We start from the raw sequence: 12,156 nt of genomic DNA on the forward strand, positions 1-12,156 counted from the left end.
CGACTGACCCAGCAATGACGCGAACTCCGGCAGCGGCGACCGTGAGAGAGCAAGCCAACCGGCACCACCGACTGGGAAGGCCCGAGATGACCATCACCACCGAACGCCCCGCCCTCACCACCGCCCACACCCTGATCACGCCGAAGCTGTTCAACCGGCTCACCGCGCGGATCGCCGTCGATCACCCCGAGCACACCCACCAGGCCGACGTCATCATGGAGCAGGCGCTCGCGTTCCTCGCCACCTGCGCCGCCAACCCCGGGGCCGGCCTGGGCCCGTCCAGTACCGTCGACATCGGCTGGCACACGTTCCTGATGTACACCCGCGAGTACGCCGCCTTCTGCCAGAAGACCGCAGGCCGGTTCATCCATCACGCCCCCGACGACGAGCCCGGCGAGCCCGGTGCGGAGAACAACCTCGCGACTACGATGGCGGCGATGGAGGCGGCCGGTTACCGAGTGGATCCGATCGTGTGGCCGACCTCTGCCGACTGCGGCAACGACGGCGGCGGCAGGTGCAACCAATGTCATGCGGGGTGCTATGACAGTCCGAAGAAGGCAGTGGGCTGACCTGCCCGAATCTGCCCGCATGGCTGTCCAGGAGCGGACCGGCCCGGTCGTCGGCATCCGGTCGGCCGACATCGGGTTGACCTCCGGAGTCGCCGCACACATCACCACCGCGAGAGCCGTCTTCTTCGTGAAGGCGGCTCCCGCTGCCGCACCGGTCGCCGGACACCTGCTGCGCGAGCGCACCACCAACCAGGTTCTCCCCACAGAGATACCCGCGCCACGGCTGTTGTGGGCGGACGACGTCGCCGGCTGGCACCTGCTCGTCTTCGAGCACGCGCCCGGCCGGGAGGCGGATCTGGCGCCCGACTCGCCGCACATCTCCGCCGTGGTGGACGCGGTCGCCGCCATCTCCGTTCCCTGCCCGTGGCCGGACGCACCCTCGATCACCGGCAAGGTGACCGCGCTGCTCCGGCAGGCCGAGGCGATCCTGGCGGAGTGTCCGGCCGAGTACGCCCGCTACGGGCCGCTCGTCAAGGCGTTCGACCTGGAGGAGTTGGCCGGAGAGGCTCTGCTGCACGCGGACCTGCACTCGGGCAACCTCCTCGTCGACGGCGAGCGGTGCCAGGTCGTCGACTGGTCGATGGCCTGCCGGGGCGTTCCCTGGGTCGATGTGGCGTTCCTCGTCCCGCGCCTGATCGACGCCGGGCACACACCCGCCGAGGCCGAGGACGTCGCCGCCCGGGTGCCCGACTGGAGTTCGGCGCCCAGGGACGCGGTGACCGCGCTGGCCGCCACCCGCGCCCTGTTCGCCACCCGCATGGCCGACATCGGGCCCGCCCATCTGAAGGAGAAGCGACTGCGGACCTCTGCGGCATGCCGGGCATGGGCGGAGTACCGCATCGGCTGACCAGAGCGATCAGGCAGGCGATCCGGTCATGGCAGCCTTCCGTGGTACGGCGGGGCGTGTTGTTGGAGCGCAGGATGTCGAGGTACGCCCTGCAAGGGTCTCGGGCGAGTTCAACGGCCTCCCATAAAGGACATTTCTGTAAATATCGGATTTTTCCGTTTTTGCATTCTCGCTGCGACTTTACGTGTTTTGCTGATTTTGCCGACAAAAACAGAAGGAACTTCTCTGACCTGCGTCGCTGAGCATCATGAGCGGATCTAATTTTGTCGGTCCCGCCTGCCATTCTCTCCCCAGCAATTTCTCGCGGTCAGGCAACACAGAGAGGTGTTCGCGGTGAGCACGAGTCTTTCGGCACGTCTTCTGGACGCGCTCGGCGACGACAGGAAGCACACGGCGCTGGTGGTGCAAGCCAGATATCAGCCGGTCGGCGGCGAGGGCAACGTCGTGATGCCCCCCACCTTCCCCGTCGACAAGAACGAGAAGGACCTCACGAAGAAGTACGTCGTCGCCGATCGCCTGGTCGACGGCGAGCGGGTCGGGACGGTGACGATCGACCAGGAGCAGTCCCAGTCCAACCGGCTGGAGGAGGCCCTGCGTGACGCCCGCGACGGGGGCCGTCTCACTCTGCCGATGTTCGAGCTCCGGACGAAGACGTCCCGGGGCGAGATCCGGCTGACCTCGCTCGACTTCCCCCACCGCTACGCCGACGCCTACCTGCGCGACAGCACGATCGGCGGGGTCCGCTTCGACCAGAGCGCGATCGGCGAGCGGCTGCGTGCCGTCAGCGTGACCGACGTCCGGCCGCTGTTCGAGCGCGAGCCCCTGTCCCTCGTCCTCGGTGCGTGGGACTCCCACCGCAAGGGCCGCTGGCCCAAGTTCGCCCGCCTCTACACCGCGACCATGTACGGCGTGGCCCCCTGCTTCACCGCGCGACGCGGCGGGCGCCTCGACCCGCAGAACCTCACCGGCTCGGTCGACGACAAGACCAAGGCGGAGAACCACTGGAAGTTCGTCGCCGACGGGGAGAAGAAGAAGGGCGGCAAGCTCAGCGAGATCGGGCACGGCAACATCGCCCCCAACCCGGTGCCGGGCGGGGCTACCGTCAGGGAGATCCGCCGGATCGCGAGCATCTCCTTCGCGGGCCTTGAGCGCCTGCGCTTCGGTGACGCCTCCGCCGAAGCCTGTGTGGCCGGACGCGCCACGCTCGCCGCCCTCACCCTCGTCGGCGACCGGCTGGCGTTCGGGCGCCCGTCGGTCTGGCTGCGCTCGGGCTGCGACCTGGCCAAGGCGTCCGAGACGGTCGGCCTGGAGCTTCCCGGCGGCGGCGTCGACGAGCTTGAGGTGTCGGTACGAGAGGCGCTGGACGCCTACCACGAGCTGCGCGACGAGGCGGGCCGGCTGGGCGTGCCGATGGCCGACGACACGATCGAGGTCACCCCGATCCCCTCGCTCCAGCAGGCGATCGAGTTCGCCTTCGCCCAGTCCGCCGCCGACGAGGAGTAGCACCCGTGGCGCTCACTCTCACGGTGCGGCTGCGCCACGGCCGCTACGACGCCGGTGACATGCGGCCCAGCCGGGCCGAATGGCCCCCTCACCCGGCCCGGCTGTTCTGCGCCCTCGCCGCCTCGGCGGTTCAGGCGGACGACTGGGACGCCCTGCGCTGGCTCGAACGCGCCGGGGCGCCGGTGGTGCGCGCGGCCATGGACGACGCGCGACCGGGCCGGACCGACTCCTACGTGGTGACGAACCAGACCGAGCAGAAGAGCGGCAGCCAGACCTGGCCGGGCCGCACGAACGGGGCGCGCGGCCGCGCGTTCGTCACCCCGGCCTGCGACCGGTTCGCCGTGGTGTGGCCGGGCGCCGACCCCGACCCCAGCGTGCTCGCCAAGCTCGGCGCCCTGGCCCGCCGGGTGCCGTACGTCGGCCGTTCGACCAGCCAGGCCGAGGTGACCGTGACCGGCTCCCTGCCCGACGACGAACCGGCCTGGTCGGAGCTGGCCCCGGTCGCGCTCGGCACCCCCGGCGCGATCGAGCTGCGCGTGCCCTACGTCGGATACACCGACGCGCTCCGAGACGCCTACGACCGTGGCGGCAGAGCGTGGGAGGCCGCGCGGGCGCTGCCGTACTCACCGGTCGTGGTGACGGAAGAATCCGTCCCGACGCACCTCTCCCCCTGGGACGACCTGATCGTGTGGGGATTCGAGCGGCCCAGCGCCCGCGTCAGCGGCGACCAGGTCGCCCGGCTCACGCTCGCCCTGCGCAAGGCCGTCATGTCCAGGGTCACCGAGCCGATCCCCGCCCAGGTGAGCGGGCACGGGGCCGACGACAGGACCCACGTCGCCTTCCTCGCGCTTCCCGACGTCGAGCAGGAACACTCCGACGGCCGCCTTCTGGGAGTGGCGCTGGCACTCCCCCGCCACATGCCCGCCGAAGACTGGAACCGGCTGGCCAAGGCCGTCATGGCCGACCCGCTGACCAGGCTCACCCCCTGGCCCGGCGAGCCGGTGCGGCTCAGCCAGGGTCAGAACCTGCGCACCCTGCGTCGCGGCCGGTGGACCGGCAGGGCGGAAGGGACCCGCACCTGGGTCACAGCCACCCCGATGATGACCGACAGCTTCGCCCGCCCCGGCCGCTCGTACGAGCAGATGGTCGCCAAATCGCTGCGCCGGGCCGGTTTCCCCGACGTCACCGACGTCGAGGTCTCGACGGCGCCGCTGACGCGCGGGGCGATCTGGCGTCCCCGCCCGGGATCCCTCCCGTCCAACCGGCCGAAGAAACCCATCGTGCACGCCCGGGTCGTCTTCGACCGGCCGGTGGTGGGTCCGGTGATCGCGGGTTCCCTGCGCTATCTCGGCCTCGGCCTCTTCGTCCCCGAGGGGGTGTCCGGATGAGTGCCCTCGCCGTCACCGACTTCCCCGCCTTCTACCGGGAGGTCCACGGGTACGAGCCCTTCCCCTGGCAGACCGCGCTGCTCGACCGGGTGGTCCGGGAGGGCTGGCCGGAGCTGATCGACGTCCCCACGGGCCTGGGCAAGACGTCCGTGATCGATGTCGCCCTCTTCGCGGCGGCCCTCGGCAGGATTCAGTCCCGTATCGGGGTCCCCAAGCGCGTCTTCTTCGTCGTCGACCGTCGGCTCATCGTCGACGAGGCGTACCGGCACGCCGAGACCATCGCCGAAGCTCTCCGCACCTCCGAACGCGGGAGCCTCGCGGTGAAGGTCGCCACCGCCCTCCGGATGGAGGGTGACACCGCCGGGACGCCGGTCGAGGTCACCCGGATGCGCGGCGGGGTCAACTGGTCGTGGCGGTGGGTCGAGCGACCTGACCGGCACGCGATCGTCGTCGGGACCGTCGACCAGGTGGGCAGCCGGTTCCTCTTCCGCGGCTACGGCGTCGGGGAACACCTGCGCCCGATCGACGCGGCGCTGGTGGGCACCGACAGCCTGATCGTGGTGGACGAGGCTCACCTCTCCGAGGCGTTCCTGGCGAGCGTACGCGGGGCCACGACCTGCGACGAGACACCGGCACCGATCCGTCCGACCGTGGTCAGCATGTCCGCCAGCCCCGAGGCCGACACCGCCAATGTGCACGGCATCACCGAGGCGGACGAGAACCATCGGGAGGCGTCCAAGCGGTTGAAGGCGTCCAAACGGCTCCACCTGGTGGAGGTGCCGACCACCAAGGCCAACACGGCGAAGGTGATGCCCGACGCCCTCGCCCACTGGGCGCGGAAGCTGCACCGCGAACACCCGGTCGTCGGAGTCGTCGTCAACACCGTGGCGCGGGCGCGAGCCGTGTTCGAGCTCCTGCGCACCGACCGCGAGAGCCGCTGCGTGCTGCTGACCGGCAAGATCCGTCCGCTAGACCGCGACTACCTGCTCTCCAACCACTACGAGCGCATCAGGGCGGGCCGGGACCGCGCGTCCGCCGAGCCGATGTTCGTCGTGGCGACCCAGACGATCGAGGTCGGCGCGAACATCGACCTGGACGCGCTCGTGACCGAGTCGTCCTCGCTGCCCGCGCTCATCCAGCGCCTCGGCCGCCTGAACCGCCTCGGCGACCAGAAGACCGTGGCCTCCGTGGTCGTGCTGCACGGCTCGGCGGACTCCGACGGCGTGTACGACACAGCGCGCCCGGCGACCTGGGCCTGGCTGTGTGAGCAGGGTGGCACACCCCTCACCCACTCGCAGAAGGCGCGGCTTCCCGCCGAACCGGCGGGCATGGACGTCTTCCCCTCGGCACTGCGCGTACTGGTGCGAGCCATGCCCCCCGGCCAGTGGGCGACACTGCGAGAGCCCCGCTCCTACGTCCCCTTCCTGGGCAGCGCCCACCTGGACGTCTGGGCCCGCACCTCGCCGATCCCCCTCAACGACATCCCTGTGGCCCCCTACCTGCACGGAATCGAGCGGGAGACAGCCCAGGTGACGGTGGTCTGGCGTGACCTCCCCGGCGACACGGATCTATGGCCCGACCTCGTCGGCCTGGTGCCGCCGATCTCGGCCGAGAGCATCGAGCTGCCCCTCCCCGCCATGAAACGCTGGCTCAGCGGCGAGCCCGGCGGGGACGATGTCAGCGACCTGGAGGCCGAGCACCTCCCCGACGTCACCGTCCCACCCGGCGGCAGGTCCGTGCTGCGTTACCGCCCACGCGGCAGCGCCGAAGTGGTCGGCCCCGCGAAGATCCGCGCATCCGATCTCGTCGTCGTCCCCACCTCCTACGGCGGCTGCGACAAGTACGGCTGGCATCCCGACAGCCGCGAGCTCGCGACTGACATCGCCGACCTCGCACAGTCTGGCCTTCGGGGAGGCATGACGATCCGCGTCGGCCCGAGCCTGGTCCGTGCCATGGAGACCTACGCTCCCGATTTCGCCCCCGAGATCGCAGCCTGGGTCGACCGCCTGCGAACCGACCATCAAGACGCCTCCGTCCTGTCGCTCCGATCCACGCCGACTCAGCCAGGCCAGGACGACCTGCCCCACCTGACGATGCTCAGAAGGCTCACCGCCCGCCCCCAGGGTCGGCTGATCGACCACCTCGACACCGGCACCCTCCTCCTGTCGTTCGGAACCACCGCGTTCCGCGAGGACACCACCGCCGCAGGATCCTCCATCTCCTCCGCGAAGCTCTCCCTGGCCGTCCACCAGCAGGAGGTGGCCGAGAAAGCCGAGGAGTTCGCCCGCAACCTGGGCATGGAGCCGGAGGTCGTCCGGGCCGTCGGGCTCGCCGCCCTCTGGCATGACGAGGGTAAACGCGACCCGCGCTTCCAGGTCATGCTCCACGGTGGCGACCGCTGGGCGGCAGCGGCCAGCGACGAACCGCTCGCGAAGTCGGGCATGCCCCCCGGCGACCGCGCCGCCTTCCGGCAAGCCCGCCGGAGAACGTCCTATCCGGGCTCGATGCGCCACGAGGTGCTCTCCGCCCAGATCGCGACAGCACTGCTGGCCGACGTACGCGACGTCGACCACGACCTGGTCCTGCACCTCGTCGCCAGCCACCACGGACGAAGCCGCCCGCTGTTCCCCTCGGTCATCGACCCCGCGCCGACCACCAAGATCGAGCGGGACGGCCGGCCGATCGAGGTCGACACCTCCCGGTCGGTCGACTGGACGTCTCCGGGCCGCTTCGAACGCCTCAACCAGCGCTATGGCCGCTGGGGGCTCGCCCGGATGGAAGCCGTGGTCCGGCTGGCCGACATCTGGTGCTCGGCTCGCAGCGAGGAACGGACATGACGACCTTCAGCACGGAACTCCCCGCCCTCGACGGACGAGACCCGCTCGGCTTCCTCGCCGCCCTGGGCCTCCTGCGCGTCTGCGCCGACATCTGCCACGTGCCCGCCGCCCTCTCCTTCTCCGACACCACCGCCTGCGCGATCCTGCACAGCCCGTACGAGACGGCCGAGGAGATAGCGGACGCCCTGCGCGATGTCGTCGCGTCGATCCCCGACTCGGCCGTCCTCCCCGACGGCGGAGCCGGTTTCCCACCGCCGTCCGGCTCGGGAAAGGACCCGCTGCGCCGATCCCGCGAGGACTTTCACCAGCTGATGGCGAGCCATCCCGAGGCGGTGGACACCTGGCTGCCGTCCCTGGTCACCGACCTCGCCCTCGACAAGCAGGGCCGCTGCGCCATCACACCGTTCACCGCCCCCAGCGGACAGCAGAAGCTACGCACGTTCTTCGAGAAACCCCTGGAGGCGGTACGGAACGAGCCTCAGCGGCTCCTGGAAGCCCTCGTCGGCTGGCGACGCGTCGAGGGATTCACCGGCGAATACCTCGACCACCGGGTGCTGCGCAGCAACAGCGACGACACCGAGGGCCGCCCCGGCCGGGAAAGCGGCGTCCCCGGAGCCACCTGGCTGGCCACCATGGCCCTACCCCTCCTCCGCATCACCGGCGACGGCCACCACCTCCGCGCCACCCTCTGGCACCGAACCGGCTCCACCTCGGTCATGCTGTGGCCCCTCTGGCGCCCCGCCCTCGATCTCTCTGCTGTGAGGTGCCTCCTCGACCATCCCGCCCTCGCCCCTCGTGACCGCGTCCCTACGATCAACTCCACCCTGTGGCCGGCCCTCGGCGTCTTCAACATCTACGGCGCGGAACGCCAACGCATCCCGGGCCGCACCTTCGACGGTGTCCTGGCCCCGCTTCCCGTGACGGTCACCTGATCTCTTGCATGTACGCACGACTCGTCATTTGAAAAACACATAGCGCCCGATCTCCGTCCCGGCGGAACACACAGAACACCTTGCTCTTCCCCGTCCGCCACCCCGGCGGTTGGGAACCCCAAGCATGCCCACTTTATCCGGAGACTCCGAGGCCCAAGCGAGCACTCTAAGCACTAAATCGGATATCACTTCAACTCAACTTAGCTACTCTGTGTTATAAATCCAGCTCGCGAACGGGATTTCACTCCGGTTTGCAGACTGATCTCATTGCGGGCCCCCGACGCCTGCCATGCCGGGCAGACCGTCAATACGTTCCACTCCGGTTTGCAAATCGCTTCATTGTGGAGGCGTCGAGGACGGCGACCTCGAAACTCTGGCCAAGTTTTATCACGGTCTACAAACTGGCCTCACTGCGGGAGTGACGGTGCCATCCCTCCGATCTGCGTGTTTCACCACGGCCTCTGAACCGGGCTCATTACGGGCAGTTCTGGATCACTCGCGAGCCCGCCAAAGACGTTTTTCTACTCCAGTCTCCGAACCGGTCTCATTGCGGTCCGCCGCCGCGCGTGACGGCTACAGAAGTCGTTAGCCGGCTCTACTTCGGTCTCCAACCTAGTCTCATTGCGGGGTGAAGAACACGATCGGCAACTTCGGCCTATAGTGGTTTCACCCCGACCTTCGAGCCAGTCTCATTGCGGGGACGGCCTCACCGGGCCCCTGAAGACGGCAGCCTGTTCCACCCCGGTCTCCGGACCGGCCTCATTGCGGGTGGGAATCGACGGGGCCAAGGGCTTGCAGACGCTCGGGTTCCATCCTGGCCTCCAGACTGATCTCATTGTGGCGGCAGGGCCTTGACGACCTCGGCCAGCACACAGCCGGGGGTTCACTCCGGTCTTCGGGCCGGTCTCATTGCGGCTGGCCTCAGCTTGATAAGTCAGTTCCACCCCGGTCTCCAGACCGGTCTCATTGCGGCAGTCCGGGCAACATACGCGGCGGCTTCGCCGAACACAACATTCCGCACCGGCCTCCGAACCGGTTTTATTGCGGCCAGATCTACTCCTTGATGGCCCCGGTCTTGGCCTGGGTGTTTCACCCCGGCCTCCGGACCGGTCTTATTGCGGCTCAGCCTACCCGAACCCGAAGATGGTGTGCTGTCCGCATTTCACCCCGGTCTCCAGACCGGTCTCATTGCGGCGAGCGAGGAGGGATCCTGGACGAGCGGATCTACCGTGTTTCACCCTGGTCTCCGGATCAGCCTTATTGCGGCTGGGTGGCGAACCAGTCTAATGCGCGGGCGATGCAACCCGTTTCACCTCAGTCTCATTGCGGCTACTGAGCCGAAGACGCGAGCTCGCAGACAGGGTTCGTTTCACTCCGGTCTCCCGACCGGTCTCATTGCGGGACGGCGTTGTTGAAGCCACCCAACAGCGGTTCCAGCACGCTTCACCCTGGTCTTATTACGGACGCGCGATGGAGTTGGCCGGCGGTGGCGCCATGAGCATTCCAACCCGGTCCTCGCGACCGGTCTCATTGCGGGTGGTACTCCGTCTCCTCCGAGTCAGGCTACGACTTCTTGTTTCAACCCGGTCCTCGTGACCGGCCTCATTCGCGAGAACACAAGTATGGCCACCCAAACCATCAAGTCCGGTCTGCGAGACAGCCCACCTTGATGCTTACGAGGAAAGCGTCCCACTCAGTTGGGCTGAAGGACAGCACCGGACCGTCGGGGTCCTTAGAGTCGCGAACCAAGAAGAGGTATTCGGGCTCTACTGGACGCTCCGGGGTAGCTTGAACATTGCCGGTGACCGCGACCTCGACGCAGCTACCGCCGTTTCCACCACTGAGGGTGCTCTTGCGCCAGGTGCCGACTTCGACACATTGGCCGCCGTTGGCGTTACTCAAGCTCGCCTTGCGCCAGATCACGCCGGAAAGATCCATCATGGTTGCGCTTCTCCGTCCGCCTGCATGTCTCTGATGGCCTGCGCGATCAAGCTGCGGGTCTGGTCCGGCCCGAGGGCTCGCGCACGTAGATGATCGAAAAGCAGGACGTATGCGTCTACTTCTCGCGGATCCTCTAAATAGACACTTCCCTGCCAATATTCAACATACACGGTATCCGGATCGGATAGTTTGGGGAAATTGAGAAGAGTGAATCCACCGTCCATCGCTGGGTGAACACCGGCGGAAAACGGTAGAACTTGGATCGTGACGTGGTTTGTTTCGGAGAGCTTGATCAGTTTGCGAAGCTGATCCCGCATGCTCTGAACTCCTCCGACAGGCCTGCGTATGACCGCCTCGTTGAGGATGCACCACATCATGGGCGGGTCGGGACGCTCCAGCACTCGCTCCTGTCTCTTCATCCGGACTGAGAGCCGTCGCTCCAGTTCTTCGTCTGGCGGCAATACGGGTGCCGACCTCATGACAGCTCGCGCGTAGTCCTCGGTTTGGAGCAATCCGGGAACGAACTCCGACTGGTACTCCTGGAGGGTCGTTGCCTCCTCTTCGAGGCCCACGTAGCTCTGGACCCACTCGGGAATCGCTTCGGACATCTTGTACCACCACCCGCGCTTGCGCGCGTCGCGGGCGAGTCGCATGAGCGCTTCGCGACGGTCACCGGTGACCCCGTAGAGATCGAGCATCATGGCCACGAGAGCGACCGTGGCTGCACTTGCGGCCGATTCGATCCGTGTGATGGTGACAGGCGAGCATCCCGCGTGCTCTGCGGCCTGGTCTCGCGTCAGTCCTGCCTCCTTACGGAGGCGTTGCAACTCCGCTGCGAGGCGACGCCTCCGAACCGACGGGCTCCGTTGAGCACCCATTCCACTCCTCTCCGTAACCGACCTACCGCAGTCTGCCGAAGTGATCTTCGTTCATCAACATGCACGATGTTCATTTCGATTCTTATTGCTGGGGGAGCTACGGTCATGCAAACTAAGCACGCAGAGTGATGGATTGCTCATGGAGAGCAATCGTCAACTTCCGGTCGAACGCCTTCAAAACCGAAAAGGGGTGGCGGGGAGATGAAAGTGCGTGATCTTCAGGGGTGGGGCGGGCAGTTGGTGGAGCTGGCCTGGGAGTTGAACGAGTTGGGGGTCGACTCCGTGGTACGGCTGCCTCCTGACGGACCGGCGAGCATGGAGATCTTCCTGTCGCCCGGAGGGCAGAGGCCCGTGGCCGAGCAGCATCGCCGCGCCTCGGCCTGCGCCTGGGATCGGAGGCACGAGCGAAAGCCCCGGACTAAGGCGCGGGTGACCTGCGAGCGGATCACGCGGGGGACGCGGTGAGGGCGCTGGGGCTGCTGGGCCAGGTCGAGGTGCCCGCGCAGGTCGCGGCCGTTCCACGGGCCCGTCGCTACGTCCACGACCTGCTGAAAGGGATCGACCACCCGCACATCGACGACGCGCTGTTGCTCGTCACCGAACTCGTTACCAACGCGGTCCGCCACTCCGACTCCGGCCGGTGCCCCGACGGACGAATCATCATCGCCGTCGCCCATCACAATGGAACGCTCCATATCGATGTCGTCGATGCCGGATCGACCGGGCAACGGCCTCGCCTCTGCGCGGGCGTGAGTCCCGACAGCGGTGGAGGGCGTGGCCTCTGGCTGGTGCAGGAGCTGTCCTCGGCCTGGGGTTGGTACGAGACCCTGGCCGGGCGCGTGGTCTGGTTCCAGCTGAGCGGGCAGTGACGCCGTGGTCAGCTGGGACTACTCGCCCCGCTGCCTCAGCCCGCACGTCCTCCCCGCCCGCTCTCACTGCGAGCCGCTGACCTGGCACCCCCTGCGCGGGGACGGACAGGCGCGGGTCGTCAGGTGGACCTGCGACTGCGATGCCCTGTTCTACGAGCTGTGCCAGGCGGGCGGGCTGAGGTTCATCCGCCGCACGCGACGGCATCATGCGATCGACGAGAGCGACCGCTGGCAGGCCCAGGAAGCGGACGCGATGTGGATCGCCCTGCTCCATGGCCTCGTACGGTAATCCACTACTGAACGTTTTTCATCCCTTGGCAGCAGGCTGCTGGTCACAGCGTGATCGCAAGGTTGACGCTCACCTGACGACATAGAGAAACCCCTGGTAGACG

Annotated in this window: 11 protein-coding genes; 9 read left to right on the forward strand and 2 right to left on the reverse strand. The window is 67.7% G+C overall.

The features are described from left to right. Window positions 1-86: 86 nt before the first annotated feature. The 6 genes from ACFYWM_RS42290 to ACFYWM_RS42315 all read left to right on the forward strand — a co-directional run bounded on the left by ACFYWM_RS42290 (window position 87) and on the right by ACFYWM_RS42315 (window position 8,076). Complete coding sequence (locus ACFYWM_RS42290) at window positions 87-569, forward strand: glycine-rich domain-containing protein (protein ID WP_389926766.1); 483 nt, start codon at window positions 87-89, stop codon at window positions 567-569. Between the two features lie 19 nt (window positions 570-588). Then, window positions 589-1,416 carry a phosphotransferase family protein gene (locus tag ACFYWM_RS42295; protein ID WP_389926769.1) on the forward strand — a complete coding sequence of 276 codons (828 nt, stop codon included), beginning with the start codon at window positions 589-591 and terminating at the stop codon, window positions 1,414-1,416. Window positions 1,417-1,749: 333 nt separating this feature from the next. Continuing rightward, window positions 1,750-2,919, forward strand: coding sequence for a type I-U CRISPR-associated RAMP protein Csb1/Cas7u (gene cas7u / locus ACFYWM_RS42300; RefSeq protein WP_389926772.1), 1,170 nt, complete (start codon window positions 1,750-1,752; stop codon window positions 2,917-2,919). A gap of 5 nt (window positions 2,920-2,924) precedes the next feature. Then, window positions 2,925-4,307 (forward strand): type I-U CRISPR-associated protein Csb2, encoded by a 1,383-nt coding sequence (csb2, locus tag ACFYWM_RS42305; protein WP_389926774.1) that lies wholly within the window; start codon window positions 2,925-2,927, stop codon window positions 4,305-4,307. Next, a complete protein-coding gene (cas3u, locus tag ACFYWM_RS42310; RefSeq protein ID WP_389926777.1) occupies window positions 4,304-7,144 on the forward strand; it encodes a type I-U CRISPR-associated helicase/endonuclease Cas3 in 2,841 nt (946 codons plus the stop codon). The genes csb2 and cas3u overlap by 4 nt, the downstream gene beginning before the upstream one ends. Then, complete coding sequence (locus ACFYWM_RS42315) at window positions 7,141-8,076, forward strand: hypothetical protein (RefSeq protein ID WP_389926779.1); 936 nt, start codon at window positions 7,141-7,143, stop codon at window positions 8,074-8,076. The genes cas3u and ACFYWM_RS42315 overlap by 4 nt, the downstream gene beginning before the upstream one ends. Window positions 8,077-9,714: 1,638 nt before the next feature. Here ACFYWM_RS42315 and ACFYWM_RS42320 read toward each other — a convergent pair. Both ACFYWM_RS42320 and ACFYWM_RS42325 read right to left on the reverse strand, forming a co-directional pair. Next, window positions 9,715-10,017, reverse strand: coding sequence for a DUF397 domain-containing protein (locus tag ACFYWM_RS42320; protein ID WP_389926782.1), 303 nt, complete (start codon window positions 10,015-10,017; stop codon window positions 9,715-9,717). Beyond that, window positions 10,014-10,895 (reverse strand): helix-turn-helix domain-containing protein, encoded by an 882-nt coding sequence (locus ACFYWM_RS42325; protein WP_389926785.1) that lies wholly within the window; start codon window positions 10,893-10,895, stop codon window positions 10,014-10,016. Before ACFYWM_RS42325 ends, ACFYWM_RS42320 begins: the two co-directional genes overlap by 4 nt. A gap of 207 nt (window positions 10,896-11,102) precedes the next feature. On the opposite strand from ACFYWM_RS42325, the gene ACFYWM_RS42330 reads away from it, so the two are divergent. Genes ACFYWM_RS42330 through ACFYWM_RS42340 form a run of 3 tightly spaced genes read left to right on the forward strand, consistent with a single transcriptional unit; the run spans window position 11,103 to window position 12,053 of the window. Further along, complete coding sequence (locus ACFYWM_RS42330) at window positions 11,103-11,360, forward strand: hypothetical protein (protein ID WP_389926787.1); 258 nt, start codon at window positions 11,103-11,105, stop codon at window positions 11,358-11,360. Further along, window positions 11,357-11,764, forward strand: a complete 408-nt coding sequence (locus tag ACFYWM_RS42335) for an ATP-binding protein (protein ID WP_389926789.1) — start codon at window positions 11,357-11,359, stop codon at window positions 11,762-11,764. Before ACFYWM_RS42330 ends, ACFYWM_RS42335 begins: the two co-directional genes overlap by 4 nt. Before the next feature lie 4 nt (window positions 11,765-11,768). Beyond that, a complete protein-coding gene (locus ACFYWM_RS42340) occupies window positions 11,769-12,053 on the forward strand; it encodes a hypothetical protein (RefSeq protein WP_389926791.1) in 285 nt (94 codons plus the stop codon). Window positions 12,054-12,156: the final 103 nt, after the last annotated feature.

Origin of the sequence: Streptosporangium sp. NPDC002721 (assembly GCF_042888905.1) — a bacterium.
Classification (GTDB): Bacteria; Actinomycetota; Actinomycetes; order Streptosporangiales; family Streptosporangiaceae; genus Streptosporangium.

Coding starts and splice junctions, on each gene's coding strand:
- ACFYWM_RS42290 (WP_389926766.1), top strand. CDS start 87: ATGACCATCACCACCGAACGCCCCGCCCTCACCACCGCCCACACCCTG.
- ACFYWM_RS42295 (WP_389926769.1), top strand. CDS start 589: ATGGCTGTCCAGGAGCGGACCGGCCCGGTCGTCGGCATCCGGTCGGCC.
- cas3u (WP_389926777.1), top strand. CDS start 4,304: ATGAGTGCCCTCGCCGTCACCGACTTCCCCGCCTTCTACCGGGAGGTC.
- ACFYWM_RS42315 (WP_389926779.1), top strand. CDS start 7,141: ATGACGACCTTCAGCACGGAACTCCCCGCCCTCGACGGACGAGACCCG.
- ACFYWM_RS42320 (WP_389926782.1), bottom strand. CDS start 10,017: ATGATGGATCTTTCCGGCGTGATCTGGCGCAAGGCGAGCTTGAGTAAC.
- ACFYWM_RS42325 (WP_389926785.1), bottom strand. CDS start 10,895: ATGGGTGCTCAACGGAGCCCGTCGGTTCGGAGGCGTCGCCTCGCAGCG.